20 protein-coding genes are annotated in these 21,112 nt (G+C 66.7%); 13 read left to right on the top strand and 7 right to left on the bottom strand.

All coding sequences use genetic code 11. The features are described 5' to 3' along the window. Positions 1-45: 45 nt before the first annotated feature. The gene (locus G6N43_RS26390) at positions 46-1,062 is read right to left on the bottom strand and encodes an EamA family transporter (protein WP_083157602.1); all 1,017 of its coding nucleotides are present in this window, start codon (positions 1,060-1,062) and stop codon (positions 46-48) included. 75 nt (positions 1,063-1,137) lie between these two features. On the opposite strand from G6N43_RS26390, the gene G6N43_RS26385 reads away from it, so the two are divergent. Further along, complete coding sequence (locus tag G6N43_RS26385) at positions 1,138-1,692, top strand: CGNR zinc finger domain-containing protein (protein WP_083157604.1); 555 nt, start codon at positions 1,138-1,140, stop codon at positions 1,690-1,692. Positions 1,693-1,805: 113 nt separating this feature from the next. After that, positions 1,806-3,089: a type VII secretion protein EccB gene (gene eccB, locus G6N43_RS26380; protein WP_280529360.1), complete on the top strand. Its 1,284-nt coding sequence runs from the start codon at positions 1,806-1,808 to the stop codon at positions 3,087-3,089. Here eccB and mycP read toward each other — a convergent pair. Then, positions 3,054-4,385, bottom strand: coding sequence for a type VII secretion-associated serine protease mycosin (gene mycP, locus G6N43_RS26375; RefSeq protein WP_083157608.1), 1,332 nt, complete (start codon positions 4,383-4,385; stop codon positions 3,054-3,056). The two genes, eccB and mycP, sit on opposite strands and share 36 nt — an antisense overlap. Next, positions 4,382-5,653 (bottom strand): type VII secretion integral membrane protein EccD, encoded by a 1,272-nt coding sequence (gene eccD, locus G6N43_RS26370; protein WP_083157610.1) that lies wholly within the window; start codon positions 5,651-5,653, stop codon positions 4,382-4,384. Before eccD ends, mycP begins: the two co-directional genes overlap by 4 nt. A 115-nt stretch (positions 5,654-5,768) precedes the next feature. Between eccD and eccCa the strand changes: the two genes are divergently transcribed. The 4 genes from eccCa (at position 5,769) to G6N43_RS26350 (ending at position 11,420) form a co-directional block, all read left to right on the top strand. Next, positions 5,769-9,554: a type VII secretion protein EccCa gene (gene eccCa / locus G6N43_RS26365; protein ID WP_083157612.1), complete on the top strand. Its 3,786-nt coding sequence runs from the start codon at positions 5,769-5,771 to the stop codon at positions 9,552-9,554. Next, positions 9,551-10,711 (top strand): type VII secretion-associated protein, encoded by a 1,161-nt coding sequence (locus tag G6N43_RS26360; RefSeq protein WP_234810326.1) that lies wholly within the window; start codon positions 9,551-9,553, stop codon positions 10,709-10,711. Before eccCa ends, G6N43_RS26360 begins: the two co-directional genes overlap by 4 nt. Before the next feature lie 79 nt (positions 10,712-10,790). Then, positions 10,791-11,114: a WXG100 family type VII secretion target gene (locus G6N43_RS26355; protein WP_083157614.1), complete on the top strand. Its 324-nt coding sequence runs from the start codon at positions 10,791-10,793 to the stop codon at positions 11,112-11,114. Between the two features lie 9 nt (positions 11,115-11,123). After that, positions 11,124-11,420, top strand: coding sequence for a WXG100 family type VII secretion target (locus G6N43_RS26350; RefSeq protein ID WP_083157617.1), 297 nt, complete (start codon positions 11,124-11,126; stop codon positions 11,418-11,420). Between the two features lie 132 nt (positions 11,421-11,552). Here G6N43_RS26350 and G6N43_RS26345 read toward each other — a convergent pair whose 3' ends face one another. Beyond that, positions 11,553-11,747 (bottom strand): excalibur calcium-binding domain-containing protein, encoded by a 195-nt coding sequence (locus tag G6N43_RS26345; protein WP_083157619.1) that lies wholly within the window; start codon positions 11,745-11,747, stop codon positions 11,553-11,555. Between the two features lie 351 nt (positions 11,748-12,098). Between G6N43_RS26345 and rplM the strand changes: the two genes are divergently transcribed. From rplM to G6N43_RS26310, 7 genes are all read left to right on the top strand, one after another. Continuing rightward, positions 12,099-12,542 (top strand): 50S ribosomal protein L13, encoded by a 444-nt coding sequence (gene rplM / locus G6N43_RS26340; RefSeq protein WP_083157620.1) that lies wholly within the window; start codon positions 12,099-12,101, stop codon positions 12,540-12,542. Between the two features lie 26 nt (positions 12,543-12,568). Beyond that, positions 12,569-13,036, top strand: a complete 468-nt coding sequence (rpsI, locus tag G6N43_RS26335) for a 30S ribosomal protein S9 (protein WP_083157625.1) — start codon at positions 12,569-12,571, stop codon at positions 13,034-13,036. A 348-nt stretch (positions 13,037-13,384) separates the two neighbouring features. Further along, entirely contained in the window at positions 13,385-13,861 is a 477-nt protein-coding gene (locus G6N43_RS26330; protein WP_234810327.1) for a hypothetical protein, read from the top strand. Between the two features lie 143 nt (positions 13,862-14,004). Beyond that, positions 14,005-15,342, top strand: a complete 1,338-nt coding sequence (glmM, locus tag G6N43_RS26325; RefSeq protein WP_163658217.1) for a phosphoglucosamine mutase — start codon at positions 14,005-14,007, stop codon at positions 15,340-15,342. A gap of 44 nt (positions 15,343-15,386) precedes the next feature. Next, positions 15,387-15,695 carry a DUF7162 family protein gene (locus G6N43_RS26320; RefSeq protein WP_083154097.1) on the top strand — a complete coding sequence of 103 codons (309 nt, stop codon included), beginning with the start codon at positions 15,387-15,389 and terminating at the stop codon, positions 15,693-15,695. A gap of 3 nt (positions 15,696-15,698) precedes the next feature. Continuing rightward, positions 15,699-17,072 carry a hypothetical protein gene (locus G6N43_RS26315; RefSeq protein WP_234810164.1) on the top strand — a complete coding sequence of 458 codons (1,374 nt, stop codon included), beginning with the start codon at positions 15,699-15,701 and terminating at the stop codon, positions 17,070-17,072. Positions 17,073-17,126: 54 nt separating this feature from the next. Further along, the gene (locus tag G6N43_RS26310; protein ID WP_083154094.1) at positions 17,127-17,711 is read left to right on the top strand and encodes a diacylglycerol-binding protein; all 585 of its coding nucleotides are present in this window, start codon (positions 17,127-17,129) and stop codon (positions 17,709-17,711) included. Here G6N43_RS26310 and G6N43_RS26305 read toward each other — a convergent pair. The 3 genes from G6N43_RS26305 to G6N43_RS26295 form a co-directional block, all read right to left on the bottom strand. Beyond that, positions 17,708-18,985: a DEAD/DEAH box helicase gene (locus G6N43_RS26305; protein ID WP_083154091.1), complete on the bottom strand. Its 1,278-nt coding sequence runs from the start codon at positions 18,983-18,985 to the stop codon at positions 17,708-17,710. The two genes, G6N43_RS26310 and G6N43_RS26305, sit on opposite strands and share 4 nt — an antisense overlap. Before the next feature lie 179 nt (positions 18,986-19,164). After that, positions 19,165-20,205, bottom strand: coding sequence for an LLM class F420-dependent oxidoreductase (locus G6N43_RS26300; protein WP_083154088.1), 1,041 nt, complete (start codon positions 20,203-20,205; stop codon positions 19,165-19,167). 55 nt (positions 20,206-20,260) lie between these two features. Beyond that, a complete protein-coding gene (locus tag G6N43_RS26295) occupies positions 20,261-21,106 on the bottom strand; it encodes a dienelactone hydrolase family protein (protein ID WP_083154086.1) in 846 nt (281 codons plus the stop codon). Positions 21,107-21,112 lie beyond the last annotated feature (6 nt).

The following is a 21,112-nucleotide window of genomic DNA, read 5'->3' as shown; positions in this document are numbered from 1 at the left end:
CACCGGAGGGGACCTCAGCCAACCGCTTACTGTTCGACGGCGGCGTCAATTACTGAGGTCAGCGGGCTCCGACGGCACACCCTCGGGCAACGTCACATCGGCGGACTCTTCGGTGCGGTCGCCCTGACGCGCGAGCGCCAAGCCGGCCAGCACGATGACACCGCCGACGGCCTGAATCATCGTCATCGCCTCGCCCAGCAGCACCCACGCGGCCAGGACTGCGAACATCACCTCGGACAGGCCGACCAGCGACGCGAACCGCGGACGCAGTCGCGCGATGCCCATGATGCCGAGCGTGTAGGCGACTGCGGTGGCCACCACACCCAGTGCGACGACCGGCACCATCCACGACGTCGTCAACCCCGCGATAACGGTGTCGTTGGTGGTGAAGGTCAGAGGCATGATGCCGCCGACACCGAGAAGCGTGACCGCGGCCGCGCCGACCACCAGACCGCCCGCAGCCAGCGTGATGGGGTGGACACCATCGCTGTCCGCGGCGTGCTTGCCGACGTTGGCCGACATCACGAAATAGCACGCGGCGCAGACCGCGGCGCCCAGTGCCCAGGCGACACCGATGAGATTGATGTGGGCATCGCTGAACACGTTGAGCACCAACATGATTCCGACCACCGCCATGGCCACGCCCGCCAGCGTCAGGTTGGTGGGCCGACGCCGCGTGGTGGTCCAGACCCACGCCACGACGAGGATGGGCGCGGTGTACTCCAGCAACAGTGCGACGCCGACGGACAGGTGTGAGACCGCGCAGTAGTAGAAGAGTTGCGCTCCGGCGATCGGGACGATTCCGTACACGGCGACGGTCTTCGCGTGGCGCAACGCCTCGCGAAACCAGCCGGGCCGCACGAACGTCGCGAACACGGCCATCACCAGGGCGCCGCCGGCCAGCCGGGCGACGACGGCCGCGGTCGGGCTCCAACCGGCCTCCATCAAAGCTTTGGCGAACGGTCCCGACGACCCGAATGACAATGCCGAGCCGACGGCGAGCAGCAGGCCGAGCCGGAAGTGGTCGACGGACGCGCGCACGTCGAGCTGGTTCGCGGTCACGAGGACACCTCCGAGATGTAATGAGTAAAATGAACTTTGCTCATGACGCTAGCGGGAAAGGGGGTCATGAGTCAAATGCTTTTTAGTCATGACACCGAGCTCACTTTGCGGGCGGCATGTGTCCTGGTCAACAGCGATCGGGTGGACGGTGAGCAGCTCGGTGACCTGCCTGCGCTCGACGCCTACCTGGACGGGTTCGGCTGGACCGGCAGGCGCGATCACGACGCCGCCGAGCTGGACTCGGTCCATCGCCTACGGGAACGGCTCGGCAAGATCTGGGCCGTCGCCGGCGACGAGGAACGCGCCGTCGGGCAGGTCAACGCTCTGCTGAGCGACACCAAGGCGGCGCCGTGGCTGACCCGCCATCCGGAGATGCCGGAGTGGCATCTGCACTTGGCGTCCGTGCACGACCCGCTGTGGCAGCGGATGGGAGCGGAGATGGCCATGGCACTGGCCGATCTCATCCGCATCGGCGAGCTGCGCAGGCTCAAGGTGTGCGCGGCGGCGGACTGCGATGCGGTGTTGGTGGACCTGTCGCGCAACCGTTCCGGAAAGTTCTGCGACACCGGCAATTGCGGCAATCGTCAACACGTCGCGGCCTACCGGGAGCGCCGCGCCAGGGCCGACTGAAATTCGTGACATCGCCACCTTCGGTTGGCCGTTAGGCTGGCCGCGGGGGAGGGATGGCTGGGCGGGCGACAACCAGGATCCAGGTCAGTGCGCATCGATTCCTGGTGCGGCGAATGGAACATGCGCTGGTGCGCGGCGACGTGCGCATGCTCGACGATCCGTTACGTGCGCAATCGCTTTCGTTGATCTCGGGATGCGTGTTGGCGGCCATTGCGGTCGCGGTGTGCGCGGTCCTCGCGGTCCTGCAACCCAGAGGTGATGTCGGCAATGCGGCGATCGTCATGGTCCGCGAATCCGGTGCCGTCTATGTGCGCATCGGTGACACCATGCATCCCGCACTGAATCTGGCGTCTGCGCGGTTGATCACGGGTGTGACGGAAAAGCCGGCTCTCGTCGACGCCGCTGCGTTGAACCGGACTCGGCGAGGACCTGTCGTCGGCATTCCGGGCGCCCCGGCCACGATCGGGACTCCGCTCGCCGCAGACGAACTGAGCTGGACCGTATGCGAGGACGACACTCGAGGAACCGTGGCGCTGGCCGGAACTGCTCCCGCCCTGACGGATTCGAGCGCCAGGGTGCTCGTTACCGCGCGTGGTGAGAGCGCGGCGACCACCTATCTGCTCCACGACGGGCGTCGAGCGCGGGTCGACCTGCGCAACCCGGCCGTGGTCCGTGCCTTGAAAATCGAAGGCGTTGCGCCTCGCCCCGTTTCACGGGCGTTGCTCGACGCACTACCAGAGGTTCCCGGAATCGCCACGCCCGCTATTCCACGTGTCGGCGCGCCGTCGGTGCTGTCGGGGCTTCCGGTCGGCACGGTGGTGCGGTTGACTCGCGCCGATTCCGTGGAGCACTACGTGGTGCTTGCCGACGGCGTTCAGCGCATCGGTGAGGTGGCCGCCGACCTCATCAGGTTCACCTATGCGCACCGACGTGACATCGTCACGATCGCGCCGGGGCTCCTCGGCCAGGTGCCGATCGTCGACGACCTTCCCGTGGCGACCTTTCCCGATCGCGGCGGTGTCGTCGAAAGTTCGGTTCTCTGTGTTCGAGCTGACTCCGTGCTTGTGACTGAATCATTGTCCGCGGACGGCGATCTAGTGCTGGCGCAGGCCGACGGCGCGGGACCAAACGTCGACGGCTTCGTCATGCCCGCCGGCCGCTGCGGGTTCGTCCGCGCGATGGGCTTATCCGGTGAGGGCGCCGCGACAGGAGCGCTGTATCTCGTCGACGATTCCGGTGTCGTGTTCGGGATACGCGACGAGGAGGCGGCAGGCCGTTTGGGTCTGTCGGACCCGGTGCCTACACCATGGCCGCTGCTGGCTCGACTGCCACGCGGCCCCGAACTCAGCATCGAGGACGCGTCAGTCAGCAGGGACAGCGTCGGACCGACGCCGTAGCCGATTCCATCCCAGCAGCGCCGCCGACAGTCCAACGCAGACCGCGGCGCCGCGAACGGCCAATCGGGTGGGCCGGTCGTCGGACGGCGCGTCCGCGGGGACCGAAAGGGGCAGCGACGGGTGCACGTCGTTTCCTACGGGCCTGGGACCGGCGCTTACCGCCGCCGCAGCGTCGACCGTCCCGTGTCCCACCACCGGATCCCAACCGGCGGGAGGGCGGCGAGCGGTGTCCTCGATACGCTGCATGACCTGCCGTGCGGTCAGTTCCGGCGACCGCGACCGCACCAGCGCGACGACTCCGCTGACGACCGGCGCGGCGTAACTCGTTCCGGCGATGGGTGTCTCGTCGGTGGTGAGCCTGTTGATCAGACCCTCCCCATCGGGGTCCAGGGATACGACATCCTCGGCCACGGCTGCCACGTCGACCCATGGCCCGGCAAGGCTGAACGCCGACGGCCTGCCGTCCCGGCCCACCGATCCCACGGTCAGCACATAGTCGTCATACCAGCCGGGGCTCACCACCGTTCTGACGTCAGACCAGTCGGGCTTACCGGGCACCAGAGAGTCGTTCTGTTCGGAGCACTGGCCGGCCAACCCGACATTGCCCGCGGCGGCCACTACGACGACGTTCTTGACGTCGACCGCGTAGGCCAGCGCGGCCCCCAGCGCGCGGTCGTCCAAGGCGTCACCGGTCGAAACGCATGCGACCGTCGATATGTTGATCACGGTGGCCCCTAAATCCGCTGCTGTACGCACGGCCATCGCCAGGGTGTCCACATCGCCGAAGCCGGCGTCGGCCGGCTCGTCCGTAGCGCGGAACTTATTGCTGGACTGCCGAATTCCGATGATGGTGGCGTCGGGGGCGATGCCGCTGAAGCCGTGGTCGGGATCCGGGGACGCGCCGATGATCCCGGCGACGACGGTGCCGTGACCGTCACAATCCGCGGTGCCGTCACCGGTTGACACGTAGTCGCCGCCGGGGACGAGGTGGGGGAGCAGGCGGTGTCGCGATACGCCGGTGTCGATGACCGCGACTGTCTGGCCCGCGCCACGCGTCAGTTGCCAGACATCCTGCAGATCGGGTCCTTTCGCGTCGACACCGTCCTCGGGGGCGGCGACGCACTCGCCCTGCTGTTCCGTGCGTTGCGACGGATGTGGTGATTCCGGCGCGGGCAGCATCGACATGTCGATCGTCGGCGGCGTGACCGCCGCTGCGGCAGGTGCGATCCACAGCGGCATGACCGCGAGCGCGCCCGCCGTTGCCACTCGAGCAACCCGCGCCGCAGCGGTCGTCATATTCCGCCAGCCAGCCCGAAGACACCGGCCACCCAACACGCCAATGGAACGACCGCCGCGAGGGCGATGTACTCGATGACCTCCACGGTACGTACCACGATGGGGCTGACCGTCGGCCCGGCGAGATAGGTCAAGGTCGCAGCGCCCGAAATCGTGGCGAGTGCGCTGATGACAGGGACGTGGTCCGGAACCGAGAACGCGGTAGCAGCGAAACCCGTAGCGGCAGTGAGCATCGCCGCTGCCGCAAGCCAGGCCCGGCGAGTCGGATCGACGTGGGTGCGCATCCGCAGCAGGAGCACGAGCGCGACTACTCCGGTGAAGGTAGTACCGCACAGCGCAGATCCCTCACCTACTGCGACTGATGCGGCGCCGAGCGCCGCAGCGACAGCCGAACCCACCACCAGCCCGGTCAATGTGAGATGGCATTCCTGGGTGACGTGCGCCGCGGAGTCGACGGGCGTGCGGCTGAGGATCATCGACAGCTTGGGCGCCATTCCGAGTATCGCGAGCGAGAATATGACCAGACCGGCACCGCATGCGGTGAACTCGAGTCGCCATGTGGCTGCGATGCCGGTCACTGCTGTGGTCAGTGCACTGACGGTTGCTATCGCGGTCAAATAGGTTGTGCTGCTGGTTGACTGCAGCAGGAGAATAGCCACGAAGAAGACGGCAGCGGACGCGAGCAACAATCTGGGCGCGGCAGTCTCGGAGGGAACGCTGAGAAATCCGACGGCGCCCGCGTAGAGGATTCCGACCAGGCTCAGTGGCACACATATCAGCGGATCACCGCGGACCCGCCAATGAACAATCGCCCCTCCCGCGCCGGCGACCGCCAGACACAGTCCGACGAGGACGTGACTTCTCGTGCCCGACCATGCCAACACCAACGCGCCGAGCCCGCCCAGCACTACGCAGCAGACGGCTGGCAGAACACGTAGAACCGGGGCGTCACCTCTGGGCACTCCGGAGGCGACGGCAAGACAGGGATCGCAGGCGACGCGTTTCGCGATGGGCGGCTCAGTTGCGGTGAGCAGCAACACTTCACCGTGGTGCACATCGTTGTCGTACAAGGTCGAAGAATCATCCAACGGAAGATCGCCGAGTCTCGACAGTCTCCAGTCGCGGCCGTAGGTATCGGGATGCACGATATCGACGATCTGTGGCAGGAGATGGGCGATGTGGATATCGGTCGGCAGGGCGAGATCGACCAGTTGATGCGTGTCGTCGGCGCAGGCAGCCACCGTGAGCCGGCAAAGTGAATCTGGCATCAGTCCCCCCTCGACGCTGCCGGAACAACCGTAACGCCGCTCGGGACAGGGCAATCGCGGCAACTTCGCCGGCTGGGGATGGAACGTAATCGGGGATGTCGGCGTCCAATGTTCGATGGAGTTCACCCGCAAGCCAAGAGTGCAGGTGCCGACGGCGGCGCGCGGCGCGATCGCTGTCGAGGCACCATCGCCGATTCCGGCGCCGCCGCCGGCCAACCCACTGGTCCGCCTCATGCCCATCGCCATGCTCGTTGCGGCCGTCGGGATGATGGCGGTGTATTTCAAGTCGGGCTCACAGGCGATGCGCAACCCGATGTCTGCGTTCTTCCCGGTGATGATGGTGACGTCGGTTCTCGGCACGCTGGTCTACTCCCGAGGTGCGAACCGCCCCGCCGACCTGAATACGGCGCGGCGAAAGTACCTCGACTACCTCGACACTCTTGATCAGGCGGCCGGGACGACGGCCGACGCCCAGCGGCAGGCGTTATCGTGGAATCACCCCGAGCCACGCAACCTCTGGGCGCTTGCCGGTGGCATGCGAATGTGGGAGCGACGCCCCGATGATCCGGACTTTTGCGTCGTCCGGATCGGGATCGGCGACCAACCACTGTCCACCGAATTGACGGCACCGGAGCTGGGCGCAGAGAACGAACTCGACCCTGTCACGGTGACTGCGATGCGCAGGTTGATCGACGTCCGCTCGACGGTCACCGATGTGCCGATCGTGTTGCCGTTGCGATCGTTCTCGAGGCTCACCGTTGACGGTGACGTGGACGCCGCCAGGGCGTTGGTTCGGTCGATGATCTGCCAACTGGCGTTGTGGCACGGCCCAGATCATCTCACGATATGTGCCGTCGTCAACGCCGAGACTGGTGGCGAGTGGGACTGGTTGAAATGGCTTCCCCATCATCAGCATTCGCGCGCGGGAGATGAGGTCGGCTCGGCACGATTGGTCTACCGAAGCCTGACAGTTGCCACTGAGGACTCCGGCGCTGACTCCCGGCACGTCGTGACGGTCCTGGACGGTGGCGAGTCCGCGCGAGTGTGTACCAGCAGCGGCGTCACCGTCATCGAGATCGGCGCATCGCTGGCGGCTGTTGACCGCGTGCTGCGGCTGCACGTCAGTGGCGAAGCCGTCACGGTTCGCACGCCGGACAGCGATGAGATGCTCGCCAAGCCGGACCTTCTCACCACGGCGCAGGCGTCGGCGTGCGCCCGTCGCCTGGCGCCGTACCGCCCGACCACCACAGCCACCGATCGCAGGACATCACTCGAGTGGCTGGAGCTGATGGGGATCGACGGCTTCGATGTCGAGAAGCAGTGGGCCGAAGGTCAGCACATCACGCCGGTACCAATAGGTGTCGCTGATGACGGCAGCCCGGTGACACTCGACATCAACGAGGCGGCGCGAGGAGGGATGGGGCCGCATGGGCTGTGCGTCGGCGCCACGGGCTCCGGGAAATCCGAGCTGCTGCGGACACTGGCGCTCGGGATGATCACATCCCATCCGCCAGATGTTCTCAATCTCATCCTGGTGGACTTCAAGGGCGGTGCAACGTTTCTCGGGTTGGAGCGGGCCAACCACGTCGGCGCCGTCATCACGAATCTGGCCGCTGAGGCACACCTCGTCACTCGGATGAACGATGCACTGACCGGTGAAATGAACAGGCGGCAGCAACTGTTACGGGCGGCCGGTGGATGCGCGAACCTAGGCGACTACCGGCGCGCACGGGAAGGTAATGCGAACCTGGCGCCCCTGCCCGCGCTGTTCATTCTGGTGGACGAATTCTCCGAACTGCTCAGCCAGCACCCGGAATTCGCGGAGCTGTTCGTGGCTATCGGTCGATTGGGGCGGTCGCTGGGCATCCATCTGTTGCTCGCCAGCCAGCGACTGGACGAAGGCCGACTGCGGGGGCTGGAGACACACCTGTCCTACCGGATCTGCCTCAAGACGTTCTCCGCCGGTGAGTCGCGGGCTGTCCTCGGCGTCCCCGACGCCTACCACCTACCGAGCACACCCGGCGCGGCCTACCTCAGATCCGCGGATGATGAACTCGTGCGGTTCCAGACCGCTTTCGTCTCCGGTCAGAGCAGTCCGCAACGCGACGCACCCGTGGCGACAAGGCTGGAACGCCCGCGGCTGTTCACGGCTTCACCCGTGGGAACGCGCACTGAGGCCGGCCACGACGATCGCGCGCAACAGGGGGACCGCACCGTGCTGGACACGATGCTGGACCGCCTGGCCGGCCGCGGCCCCCTCGCACATCAGGTGTGGCTGCCGCCGCTAGCCGCATCGCCGACCCTCGACATGGTGGCAGCGGCACGCGGCGGCCCCGGCCCGGTGGTCCCGATCGGAGTGGTCGACAATCCATACGAGCAGCGCCGCGACCAGCTCGTCGTCGAATTGGACGGCTCGGCAGGCAATGTCGCGATCGTCGGCGCTCCGAGGTCAGGTAAGTCCACGGCGGTGCGCACGCTGCTGCTGGCCCTGGCGCAGCGTCATGATCCGGCCGACGTCGCCTTCTATTGCCTCGACTTCGGCGGAGGAGCCCTGTCGTCGCTGCGGCAACTGCCGCACGTGGGGTCGATGGCCGGCCGTCAGGACGCCGAATTGTGCCGTCGCACCATCGCGATGGTGAGTTCGGTGATACGGGCACGGGAGTCGTCGTTCCGATGCCTGGGGATCGATTCGATGGCCGAGTATCGACGCCGCAAAGCCGCGGGTGAGGCGGTCGATGATCGGTTCGGCGACGTGTTCCTCGTGATCGACGGCTGGGCGACCTTGCGCCAGGAGTTCGACGTCCTCGAAGCGACGATCACTGCGATTGCCGCCCAGGGCCTTTCGTTCGGAGTCCATGTCGTCGTCACCGCATCGCGCTGGGCCGAATTGCGACCCGCGCTGAAGGATCAGATCGCCACGCGCGTCGAGCTCCGGCTCGGTGACCCCGCTGAATCGGAGATGGACCGCAAGCGTGCGCGTGACCTGTCCAATCGGCCGCCTGGACGTGGCATCGCCGCCAGCGGCAGGGAGTTCGCCATTGCGCTGCCGCGGTGGGACGGCAACGCCACCGCGACGGGGCTCGCCGAAGCGATCGCCACCGACGTCGAACGTCTGCGTGAGAGGTGGGCACCCAGCGCCGCACCGGAGGTCCAGTTGCTACCGACCGAACTCGGCCGTGACGACCTCCAGGTTGACGTTGAACCCCGATCTCCGGTCCTGATCGGCATCGGCGAACACGAATTAAGGACTGTGCATATCGATTTCGCGGAGCAGTCACATCTGCTCGTGCTCGGTGAAACCGGCTGTGGGAAGACCGCCCTGCTACGGCTGTTGTGTCGTGAGCTGATTCGAGCCAATACCCGCGATGAGGCTCAACTCGAGATCGTCGACTTCCGCAGAACCTTGCTCGGCGTCGTCGAGTCCGACCACCTCAGCGGGTACTCCATGTCACCAGCCTCACTGTCCTCGCGAGTGCCGGCGCTGATTAAACGTCTCGAAGCTCGGATGCCCGGCGAAGATGTCACCCAGCAGCAGCTGCGCACGCGCTCCTGGTGGTCCGGGCCAGACATCTATCTGGTGATCGACGACTACGACCTGGCGGCCGGGTCGACCGGCAACCCGCTGGCACCGCTGGCCGACTTTCTGCCCCACGCCAAGGATCTCGGTCTGCATGCCGTCGTCGCCCGGCGCTCCGGCGGTGCCGCACGCGCCATGTTCGATCCGGTACTGGCGAGGATGCGCGAACTCGGCTGCGCCGGGTTGATGATGAGCGCCAGCCCCGACGACGGTGTGCTGCTCGGGACTGTCCGGTCATCGCCGCTGCCGCCGGGACGGGGAACCCTGATCACGCGAGGCGTCACGGACCAGCTCATTCAGGTCGCCTGGACCGATCCGCCGTGACTGAAGTCGTGGTGGAGGTCGGTCCCGGAACGATCCGAGCCGCCAACGCGGCTGACCCTGAACTGGTTTCGGTCGCGCTCAGTGACATCGACGACGACATCGCCTTGCTGGCCGATTGTCCGGTAGCTGTCCAGGACGTGTGGCACGACATCATGGGCACGGTCGTTGGTTCGAACGTCGATACCGTCGTCCTCGTCTGCCCCGCCTGGTGGTCATCGACCAGAATCGAGAGAGTTCGACAGGCCGCATGCACTGCGGCGACGGATATCGTCGTCTTGGAACGAAATACCCTGCTGCGACAGGAAATCGCGGCCGGAGACACCATCGTCGAAATCGCCCCGGACATCGCCGTGGTGACCGCCTTCGGGACGATCACCGCTGTCATATCGCGAGCCGAGGGACCCGTGGCCACCGCCGACGCGGTGGTGGCGGCCGCTGGTGCCCCTACCGGCGTGGTGGTGGACGCACCGGCGGGTGTCCTCGGTGCTGACGTGCTGGCGTCAATGATCGTGACGCGCCTGCGGGCGATCGGCGTGCCGGCCAAGATCGTCGGCGACGGCTGGGTTCGGCGTGCGGCGACGACGCAATCGACGGACTTCGTCGCGCCGCGGTCGGGCACGTTTCGAGGCCGGCGGGCGATGGCTGTAGCGGCAGGCGCGTTGTGCGCAGTGGCCGTGGTCGGCGGTTTCGCGGCGATGCGCGACAACCGTTCACGCGCCGAGGACCTGCCGATGACCCTGCTGGTGGAGGGAAGGGTCGCAGCGATGGTGCCCGCCACCTGGACTGCGCAACGCGTCACGTCTGGGCCCGGATCGGCTCGGGTACAGGTGCTTTCACCGACTGACGGCGATATCGCGCTGCACATTACGCAGTCGGTGGTCCCGGTGCCGTCCACCTTGGCGCAGACCGCGGATGCGCTGCGCGCTGCGCTGGACGAGCGTGCTGGCGCCTTCGTCGAGTTCAACCCGTCCGATCGTCGTGGGGACCGGCCGGCGGTGACGTATCTAGAGATTCGACGCGAGCGGCGTATCGAGTGGACGGTTGTGGTCGACGGTCCAGTTCGCATCGCCGTCGGCTGCGAGAGCACGTCCGGACGCGAACATCTCGTCCGCGACGCTTGCGATCGTGCGATCCGATCGGCGCGCACGGTGCGGTGAAGCCATCGCAAAAACGATGGAACCGAATGGCATGCGCTCGCGTCGAACCTTAATAAGAAACACGGACGGAAGGACATCGATGACCACACCGGCAGGTGGCGCACTCAACACCGACTTCGACCTGATGACGGCGATCGCGACGAAGACCGACGCGCGAAACGAGGAGATCCGGGCGATGCTGTCGTCCTTCATCGGGCGCATGGGCGCAGTGCCCGCATCGGTGTGGGGAGGCGTGGCCGCGTCCCGCTTCCACGACGTCGTGGATCGATGGAACACCGAATCGATGAGGCTGCACGGTTCGCTGCAGCGGATCGCCGAAACGATCCGCCTGAACCAACAGACACTTCGCGAAGCCGCGGAGAGCCATTCGCACCAGATCGGCGCCGTCGCCACCAACCTCTGAGGAGTCCGCATGGAAAACGCGCTCTCGTACAACTTCGGCGAGATCGAATACACCGTCCGACAGGAGATACACACCGCGTCGGCGCGACTGAACACGGCGCTGGACGAGCTGCGCGCTCAGATCGCGCCGCTACAGGAAGTCTGGACGCGGCAGGCCGCTGAGGCGTACCGCATCGAGCAGGCCCGCTGGGAACAGTCGGCGGCCGCACTGAACGACATTCTGACCAGGTTGGGTAACGCCGTCCGCGACGGTTCCGACGAGGTTGCGGCGATGGACCGGATGGCCGCGAACGCCTGGGGCAGATAGCCCGCCAGCCGATAGCCCGCAGACTCTGCGCGGTCCCATTTGGAGGGGAGCCAGGGGATTCGCCAGGAAAAGGTTTGCGCCACCGTGGTGCGGGAGTGGGCCACGGTGGCGCAAACCCAGCTTTAGCTGCGGCTATTCGCAGGCGATGCCGTCGCCGTCGCGGTCGAGATGCGGCGCGTAGCCGTCCTCGCCCTGCATGATCGGCGCAACGCCGGCCTCGCGCGCCGCGGCGCAGTTCTTGTAGTAGGTCTCGGCGTTCGCGACCGAGGCGGCGCCGACAGCAGCCGCCGCGGCAACCAAGGCCCCGGCGATGAGAGTGCGAAACATGTGTTCTCCGTTGTGATCTTGATATTTGGATCGGTTCCTGGCTAACACCGCTCGCCGACGCAGACGAAGCTACGGCGGGTTGGTGTACGGAGAAATCAGGTGTTTCCCTATGTTTTGGACATGTTTGGACGCCCCGCGTGGGCGGCATCTGGCCGCGCCCCGCTCCAGGCCAAGGTCAGACCCCGCCGAAGGCGTTTTGACCTGCGAGGACGGGCACAGGTAAGCTGCTCCGTTGGCGTGCGGTAACGCCGGGGCCTCGGGTCAACGTCGGTCGCCGAGGGTTCCCCACCGCACACCTGACCGGCCCCCGGGTCGCTCCGGGATCCAACCCGATAGATGAGAGGTAGCGCTGTGCCTACGTACACGCCAAAGGCGGGTGACACCACGCGTTCGTGGTACGTCATCGACGCCACGGACGTGGTGCTCGGCCGGCTCGCCGTCGCAGCAGCGAATCTGCTGCGTGGCAAGCACAAGCCGACATTCACGCCGAATGTCGACGGTGGCGATTTCGTCATTGTCATCAACGCAGACAAGGTCGCCATCAGTGGCGACAAGCTCGCGAAGAAGTTCGCCTACCGCCACTCGGGTTATCCCGGCGGTCTGCGGGCACGTGCGCTCGGTGACGAGATGGCCAAGCACGCCGACCGGGTCGTCGAGCGGGCGATCCTCGGCATGATCCCGCACACCAAGCTCGGCCATCAGATCCAGAAGAAGCTGCGGGTCTACGCGGGGCCGGATCATCCGCACACCGCCCAGCAGCCCATTCCGTATGAGATCAAGCAGGTGGCCCAGTGACCGAATCGACCGATACGACCGAAGAAGTGACCGAGGCTCCCGTCGAGGAGACCGCGACCGAGACCGCCGCGCCCGAAGCAGCACCCGCGCGTGAGCCGGTCATCATCGACCGTCCCATCCAGACCGTCGGGCGCCGCAAGGAGGCCGTGGTCCGGGTGCGTCTGGTGCCGGGCAGCGGCCAGTTCCATCTGGACGGCCGCTCCCTGGAGGACTACTTCCCGAACAAGGTGCACCAGCAGCTCATCAAGGCCCCGCTGGTGACGGTCGACAGGGTTGACTCCTTCGATATCTACGCCCACCTCGATGGTGGCGGGCCGTCCGGGCAGGCCGGTGCGCTGCGCCTGGCCATCGCCCGTGCGCTGATCCTGGTGCAGCCCGAGGACCGGCCCGCACTCAAGAAGGCCGGCTTCCTGACCCGCGATCCGCGGGCCATCGAGCGCAAGAAGTACGGCCTCAAGAAGGCCCGCAAGGCGCCTCAGTACAGCAAGCGCTGATCTGTTTGGTCATTCCGCCCGGTGTGCATCACGCGCGCCGGGCGGAATGCTTATTGCCGCGCCCTGGTAGGTGACCATGGCACTGGCGAACCATCGTCTCGAGCGGCGACGTTGTCGACCGTTCCACTGCAGGTGAACACGCAATTTTCCCTGCGTTCGCGGGTTTGCATACAAGGTCGACCAGTTCACAATTGCGTGCTTTTCGTTTGGATCCCGCCCCGATCGTGAATACAGCGTCTTCGGAGGTGGCGATGCCGCATGCGCGGATTGGCCCCACAGGCCACCGGTACGGCAGTCATGCCATCGGGGGACCGGACTGTCGCCTCCCCTACTGAAAAGGAGCAATTGATGAGGAACGTCATGAAGAACGTCGCAGCAGGCACCGTCCTTGGCGGGTCGCTGCTCTTCACTGCCGGCCTGGGCATCGCTGGCGCGCAGCCCCACAACGCTCCCGCGCCCGACGGCCTGGTCAACGTGACCCTCGGCAGCGCTGGAGTCCTTGAGGACGTGAAGGCCGCCGACGCCGCGACGATCGCTGCCGGTGTCTGCGACCTCGAGGTTGACCAGGTGACCAAGCTGGCCGAGGCCACGGACACCGAGGGCACCGAGCAGTCGGTGTGCGTCAACAGCCTCGGATCGGTTCTGCTCCAGCAGAACGGTCCTGGCCAGTCCGAGAGCGCCCCTGGCCACATTCAGGGCGCGCCTGGTCAGGTTGAGGGCACCCCTGGCGAGATCGAGGGCACCCCTGGCCAGACGTCCGGGGACGAGGTTCCGACCACGGCGCCCGCCACCCCGCAGCAGCCGTCCGCCGAGCACGGCAGCTAATCAAAGCGACATCACCGCCCGTATCCACCCCGGATGCGGGCGGTGAGTGCGTCCTGTCGCATTTGGGTACCGATTCGGTGGCGGCACGGCGCGCGGTGTCCGCGGTTGGCTCTTTGGGCGCCATTTATGAGAAGTTTGTCGGCATGGGTCGACTGTTCGGCACCGATGGGGTGCGCGGCGTCGCCAACCAGGATCTGACCGCTGAGCTGGCCATGGCGCTCGGTTCGGCGGCGGCTCGACGGCTTGGCGGCGTCGGCGGTCATGCGCGTCGCGTGGCCGTGGTCGGCCGCGATCCCAGGGCCAGCGGGGAGATGCTCGAAGCGGCGGTGATCGCCGGCATCACCAGTGAGGGCGTGGACGCATTGCGGGTCGGGGTGCTGCCGACACCGGCGGTGGCCTACCTCGCCGGCGCCTATGACGCCGACTTCGGCGTGATGATCAGCGCGTCGCACAATCCGATGCCGGATAACGGCATCAAGATCTTCGGGCCGGGTGGCCACAAGCTCGACGACGCGGCCGAGGACCGGATCGAGGAGCTCGTCCACCAAGGTCCCGGTCATCGGCCCACCGGTGCGGGCATCGGCCGAGTGGTCGACGCCGAGGATGCCTTGGACCGCTATCTGCGTCATGTCGGCAAGGCGGTGACGACCCGCCTCGACGGAATCACCGTCGTCGTCGACTGTGCGCACGGCGCCGCCTCGTCGGCTGCACCCCGCGCCTATCGCGCCGCGGGTGCGAACGTCATCGCCATCAACGCGGAGCCCAACGGTCTGAACATCAACGACGGCTGCGGTTCCACGCACATGGAGACGCTGCAGGCCGCGGTCGTGTCCCACCACGCGGATCTCGGCCTCGCGCACGACGGGGACGCCGACCGCTGCCTGGCAGTCGATGCGAGCGGCCGGACGGTCGACGGCGACGCGATCATGGTGATCCTGGCGCTCGCGATGCAGGAGGCCGGCGAATTGGCGTCCAACACGCTGGTCACCACCGTCATGAGCAACCTCGGTCTGCATCTCGCGATGCGCGAGGCCGCCATCGAGGTACGCACCACCGGCGTCGGCGACCGTTATGTGCTCGAGGAGTTGCGCGCCGGCGAGTACTCGTTGGGTGGCGAACAATCGGGACACATTGTCATGCCGGCGTTCGGTACGACGGGCGACGGCATTCTGACCGGTCTGCGCTTGATGTCGCGGATGGCGCAGACGCGATCGTCGCTGGCCAAACTCGCCGAGCCGATGCAGACGATGCCGCAAGTGCTGATCAACGTCGAGGTCGCTGACAAGGCGACGGTCGCCGAGGCGCCGTCGGTGCGCACCGCGGTGGCCGAGGCCGAACGCGCGCTGGGTGATTCGGGTCGAATTCTGTTGCGTCCCTCCGGAACTGAACAGGTTGTCCGCGTCATGGTGGAGGCCGCCGACGAGGATACCGCGCGCCGGCTAGCCGCGCGGGTAGCGGAATCGGTCAGCGAACAACCCTGAAACCGGTGGGAACCGGTGGGCCGTCGATAGCGTCCTAGCTCTACATGGGAGAACGAGACGTCGCGCACGTCGATGTCGCCGCGCTGCTGCATGTCGCCGACGAGTATCAGGCTGCGGCCGACGCCGTCGATGCCGTCGTCCGCACGCGGCTCGCCGGGCTGCAATTCGGTAGCGCTTCCGCAGGCAGGATGCACGTCGCGCACGGTGCAGCCGTGCGTGCCGCGGTCGACGGTCTCGCTGACCAACTCCGGGGGTGGGTGCGGGCGTGCGCGGAGATCGCGGCGACTTTGCGTACCACCGCGGATCGTTACGATGAGGCCGACCTGCGTGCCAGCCGCCGCCTGGTGGGCTGAGGCGTGGCCGAAATATACGACGCCGCTTCGCGATTGGCCGAAGGCCGGCCTGCCGCCGAGACTGTGCAGGACTACGTGTGGGCCTGCCATCTGCTCGGCTACAAGGACCCGGATCTGACCCTGCACGCATCGCAGGTACGCGATTGGTACGGCAGCGAGGACGGCATGGACTTGTGTGCGCTCGATGCCGATTGCGAGGCATTGCGGGCAGCGGCAACCGCGGCCGAAGGGGTGCTCGCTCGCCAAGAGGCACAGCTGGTCTTCATGCCCGTGGTGTGGCGTGGTACGGGCGCGGCGGCGTCGCGGGAGTTCCTGCGACGTCATGGTGAGGCCTCGGCGGATGTGGTGAATGCCGTTCGTGCGGCGGCTGAATCGTTGATATCGCTGCGGGATCGGTTGTGGCACAGCATCGATGGGAAGGTCGCGGCGACGGTGGCGATGGAGAATCGGGGTGCGCGGCCGGATTGGCGTGCCGCGGTGCAGACCATCACCACCGGCGCAGGTGATCGTGTGGCGGCGAGCGAGCTCGTTGATCAAGAGGTAAAGCCGTTCGTCGAGAATGACATTCGCGGCGAGTGGCTGACGGCGATGCGATCGACGGTGGCCACCGTGACGGAGGCATACGACACCGCGGTGGTCGAACTGACATCGCAGTCGGCCGTTGCATTCGAAGTGCCCGGCGATTTCGGTCCGGCGTGGTCTGGTCCATCGGGCGAGGCGGTGGGAACCACACCAGCGGGCGTGGACTCGCGCGGTGGTGGAGCGATCGCCGGCGGACCGATGGGTGCGCCGACCGGGATGGCGACGGGGTGGTCGGCGTCGCCGCCGGTGGCACAGTCACCGCTGCCGGCGCCACCGCCCCAGCCGCCGCCACCACTTGCGCCGCCGGTGGAGCCTGCGGCGATGGCGCCGCCCTCAGTACCGTCGCTCGGCGGGGGAATGCCCGACATCGGAAGCGGACTGTCCGGGTTCGGAGGCCAGCTCGGCGACATGCTGGGCGGTCTACTGGGAGCGTCGCAGGAGGCACTGTCGGATCTGCCCGAAAACGACGAGCCAGACGTCCCCGAAGATCCAGAGGAACTCGACGAAGACGAGCCCGACGAGTCCGACGACGACGTGGACGAGGAACTGCTCGATGACGACGAGACGCAAGAGGGCTCAGACACCGCCGAAGCAGATCCCGCAGCCGCTGCTGTCGACGACGAAGAAGTGCCGGCGGCAGATCCACCGCCACCGGTCGCGACCGAACCGCCGGCCGAGCCGCCACCACCTATTACCGTCGTGCCTCCGCCGATAGAGCCCCTGGCGGCGCCGGATGCGCCCGCGGGGACGCCGTGTGAAATCGCGGCAGACGAACTGCCGCAGGTGGGCGAATGAGGCAGGGACTGGCAGCTTGGCGATCGGTGTGTTGGCGGGAGTAACGTCCGCTTCGTGAAGCTGCGGGTGCCCGAGGTTCTTTTTCTGTTCCTCCTGGGGGCGGTGGCATCGCTCGTCGGCGACCACAGCCACGTCGTCACCGGCACCACGCAGTACTTCACTGAGGCGGTGCCATTCGTCTGGAGCAGCCCGATCTGGTTTCCGATAATGGTTGGCGCCGCGACGGTCTCGCTGGCCGAACTGCGGCTGCATCTCCCCGAACCGCGCACCACAGTGACTGCGCGGCAGGGGCTAGCGGGTATCGCCGCGGTCATCGGCACCTATGTCACCACCGCGCTGGTGCACAGCGCGCCGACAGTACCGAGCACAACCCTCGTCATCACGATGGCGGTGATCACCTGGTGCGCGCTGGGGGACAAGCCGTCGATCGTTTGTGGCGTATTGGCCGCGATCTTCGGACCGATCGTCGAGATCGTGCTCGCCAAGGTCGGCCTGTTCGCGTACAATGCGGATTCCGACGGACTGTTCGGTGTCGCCCCGTGGCTGCCCGCGTTGTACTTCGCGTTCGGCGTAGTGGTCGCGTTGCTCGCCGAAATCGCTGTCAACGAACGCCAAGTGTCCGCGCGGCCCAACACCTAGGCGTTAGCGGGACGCCTACGCCGGTTGTTCGAGCGACGACGGCGCGCCTGGGCGGGCTTGGCCGGCGCGGGTCGACTGGGCGGCGTGGCGGGCACGATCGGCTTCCCGAAGGTGCGCTCGCCGGGGGCAATCTCATGTAGCACCGGGTGCGACGGACCGCTGAAGCGGGTGATCGTGGGCTTCACCCCTGCCCTGCGGGTCAGCTGCCGCACGTCCGACACCTGCTCGTCGAGCATCAGCGTCACCACCGTGCCGTCGTTGCCGGCGCGTGCCGTCCGGCCGGACCGGTGCAGATACGCTTTGTGCTCGACGGGCGGATCCGCGTGGACGACCAGGCTGACCTCATCGACGTGAATGCCGCGGGCCGCGATGTCCGTCGCAACCAAAACCGACGCCGAGCCATCGGAGAACGCCGCGAGGTTACGGGTGCGCGCGTTCTGCGACAGATTGCCGTGCAGTTCGACGGCAGGCACGCCGCGCGAATTCAACTGCCGGGCAAGGTTCTTGGCGCCGTACTTGGTCCGGGCGAACACGATGGTCCGGCCCGGCGAAGCGGCGAGGTCGGCCAGCACGTTGATGCGCGAGGCCTTGTCGACATGCAGGACGTGGTGGTCCATCGCGGTCACCGGCGACTGCTCCGAGTCGACGCTGTGCTCGACCGGATTGGTCAGATAGCGCTTGACCAGCACGTCGACACCGCGATCCAGCGTGGCGGAGAACAGCATTCGCTGCCCGTCACGCGGTGTCCTGTCGAGCAGGCGCTTGACGGGAGGCAGGAATCCGAGATCGGCCATGTGGTCGGCCTCATCCAGCACGGTGATCTCGACCGCCGACAGGTCGGCGTGACCTGCCTGCACATGGTCTTCGAGGCGGCCGGGGCAGGCGATGACGATATCGACACCCGCGCGCAGCTTGTCGATCTGCGGTTGGTGCCCGACACCGCCGAACACGACGACCGAACGCAGATTTGTGGCAGCGGCCAGGGGAGCGAGCGACGCCTGGATCTGAGCCACCAACTCGCGTGTCGGGGCCAGGATGAGCGCCCGGGGCCGGCCGGGGAGAGGCCTGGAGGGGTTGTTTGTGAGTCGCGTCACCATCGGCAACAGAAACGCGTAAGTCTTGCCGGATCCGGTGCGGCCGCGGCCGAGAACGTCACGGCCCGCCAACGAATCAGGCAGCGTGGCGGCCTGGATGGGGAACGGCGTATCGATGCCGGTGTCGGCGAGGACGTCGACGACTGCCTGTGGCAGGCCGAGTTCGGCGAAGGTGGGCATGGTTGAGCCACCGGGGATTTGAACAGACAAGATTGAAGCTCCGAAAGTTTGAGTGTGGTCGTCCTGCCCGGCGCGGGTGATCCCGCGGCGCTCGGTTTGACGATCGAGAAGCGGCAAAAGGCAGAACAGACGATGCCGCTGTACTCAGTCTACAGGGGTTCCGGCGATTTCCTTAATCGCTACGGCAGCAGGTCCAGCAGTTCCTCGACGAATTTCGACGTTTCACCGCGGTCGCCTGAAAGCGGTTGCAGCAACAGCGTGGTGGCACCCGCCTCTTTGAACGCCGCCAGCCGCTCCTTGACGTACCCGCGCGGACCCACCAGCGAGACGGACCGCACCAGCTCGTCGGGTACCGCTTCGATTGCCTCGGCCTTCTTGCCGTCGAGATAGAGATTCTGGATGTGATCGGCCACCTCGCCGAAGCCATAACGGGTCGCGAGTTTGTGGTAGAAGTTCTGCCCGCGGGCGCCCATACCGCCGATGTACAGCGCCAATTGTGGCTTCACCCAAGCCAATCGGTCGTCGACGTCATCGCCGATCGCCAGGGGCGCGCTCACCATGATGTCGAGCGGGCCAAGGGAAGGATCGCGCTTGGCGTACCCGGCCCGCAGTGAGTCACCCCACACGTCATCGGCCTTCTCCGGGAAGAAGAACACCGGCTGCCAGCCCTCGGCGATCTCCGCGGTGAGCTCGACGTTCTTCGGTCCGAGCGCCGCAATCGTGATCGGAATCCGGTCGCGCACAGGGTGATTGATCAAATGCAGCGGCTTGCCGAGGCCGGTGCCCTGATCGGCAGGCAGCGGAATCTGGTAGTACTTGCCGTCGTAGGTCACCCGCTCGCGGCGCCACACCTGCCTGCAGATGTCGACGACCTCACGGGTCCGTCCGAGCGGCGCGTCGAATGGAACACCGTGAAAGCCCTCCATGACCTGCGGGCCGGACGTGCCGATGCCGAGCCGGAACCGGCCGTCGGACACGTAGTCCAGGCCGGCCGCCGTCATCGCCAGCAGGGTCGGGGTGCGGATGTAGATCGGGACGACGCCCGTTCCGAGCTCGATCTTTGACGTCTTGGCCGCCAGGAAGCCCAGCTGGCTGATCGCGTCGTAGGAGTAGGCCTCGGCGACCAGTGCGATGTCGACGCCGAGTTTCTCCATGTCGACGACCTGTTCGACGGCCTCCAGAAAGCCACCTGCGTAGTTGAGGAAGATCCCGGCTCGCATGGACCGCGTTGTCGACATGTGAGAGTTATACACCCAACCGGTTGGTTGGTTGTGCTCAGGGCTTCAACAACGCGACGACCTTGTTCTCGAGATCCACCGGATCGCCGGCGAACGGGTCGAGCGTCGGGGCCTTCGGCAGCGCGATTTCGGGGTTGGAGAAGTCGCGGTAGGCCTTGTCGCCGGTCAGCATGTGCAGCAGATATCCCGTCATCAACGCCCGCACGATCTTCTGCGTACCGCGATTGGCGCCCGGCAATCCGACGACCTTCGCCAGGCGCCGGCCCTCGATGAGTCCGCCCGCCTTCACCTTGCTCACGGCCCGCAGTGTCCCGGTCTGCCATGCCCGTGCGAGCTCGACGGCGTTGGAGCGCAACGACATCGGGTCGCCGGGATCGGACAGGATCAACCCGGGCACCTTCAGCGTCGACGCGGGCTCCTCGGCGCGGGGTTTGGTGACCGTCGGAAACGCCGCCACGACCGCCTTAACCCTGGTGGGCATGCCTGCCGCCGTGAACACCGCTGCCGACGCGCCGAAACCGTGCCCGGCCACGCCGAGCTTGGTGGGATGCACGCTGATCTGGCCGGGCCCCAGCCGCACCCCGGAGATGATGTCCAGCGCGGTGCCGAGGTCGTAGGACAGATTGAGCACCGACGGCGCGAGCCCCGTCTCGGTGGCCGGCGCCGCGGCGACGATGCCCCACGACGCGAGATGCTCGAGCGTCCCGTAGTAACGGTCGTCACTCGTAAGCCAATCGTGACCGAAGGCCACGCCCGCGAGATTGCGCCCCGACTCCGGGGTGAACACGACACCGGGCAGTCCGGCAAAGGCCAGGTCACCACGTAAAACACGATGCGGACCGCGACGCTTCAACTCGTTGAAGAGCTTCGCCGTTCGCGCCACGAGACG

Origin of the sequence: Mycolicibacterium moriokaense, assembly GCF_010726085.1 — a bacterium.
GTDB classification, from domain to species: Bacteria; Actinomycetota; Actinomycetes; order Mycobacteriales; family Mycobacteriaceae; genus Mycobacterium; species Mycobacterium moriokaense.
This window is presented reverse-complemented; position numbering and strand designations above follow the sequence as displayed.

Coding starts and splice junctions, on each gene's coding strand:
- G6N43_RS26385 (WP_083157604.1), top strand. CDS start 1,138: ATGCTTTTTAGTCATGACACCGAGCTCACTTTGCGGGCGGCATGTGTC.
- eccB (WP_280529360.1), top strand. CDS start 1,806: ATGGAACATGCGCTGGTGCGCGGCGACGTGCGCATGCTCGACGATCCG.
- mycP (WP_083157608.1), bottom strand. CDS start 4,385: ATGACGACCGCTGCGGCGCGGGTTGCTCGAGTGGCAACGGCGGGCGCG.
- eccD (WP_083157610.1), bottom strand. CDS start 5,653: ATGCCAGATTCACTTTGCCGGCTCACGGTGGCTGCCTGCGCCGACGAC.
- eccCa (WP_083157612.1), top strand. CDS start 5,769: ATGGAGTTCACCCGCAAGCCAAGAGTGCAGGTGCCGACGGCGGCGCGC.
- G6N43_RS26355 (WP_083157614.1), top strand. CDS start 10,791: ATGACCACACCGGCAGGTGGCGCACTCAACACCGACTTCGACCTGATG.
- G6N43_RS26350 (WP_083157617.1), top strand. CDS start 11,124: ATGGAAAACGCGCTCTCGTACAACTTCGGCGAGATCGAATACACCGTC.
- G6N43_RS26345 (WP_083157619.1), bottom strand. CDS start 11,747: ATGTTTCGCACTCTCATCGCCGGGGCCTTGGTTGCCGCGGCGGCTGCT.
- G6N43_RS26330 (WP_234810327.1), top strand. CDS start 13,385: ATGAGGAACGTCATGAAGAACGTCGCAGCAGGCACCGTCCTTGGCGGG.
- glmM (WP_163658217.1), top strand. CDS start 14,005: ATGGGTCGACTGTTCGGCACCGATGGGGTGCGCGGCGTCGCCAACCAG.
- G6N43_RS26320 (WP_083154097.1), top strand. CDS start 15,387: ATGGGAGAACGAGACGTCGCGCACGTCGATGTCGCCGCGCTGCTGCAT.
- G6N43_RS26305 (WP_083154091.1), bottom strand. CDS start 18,985: ATGCCCACCTTCGCCGAACTCGGCCTGCCACAGGCAGTCGTCGACGTC.
- G6N43_RS26300 (WP_083154088.1), bottom strand. CDS start 20,205: ATGCGAGCCGGGATCTTCCTCAACTACGCAGGTGGCTTTCTGGAGGCC.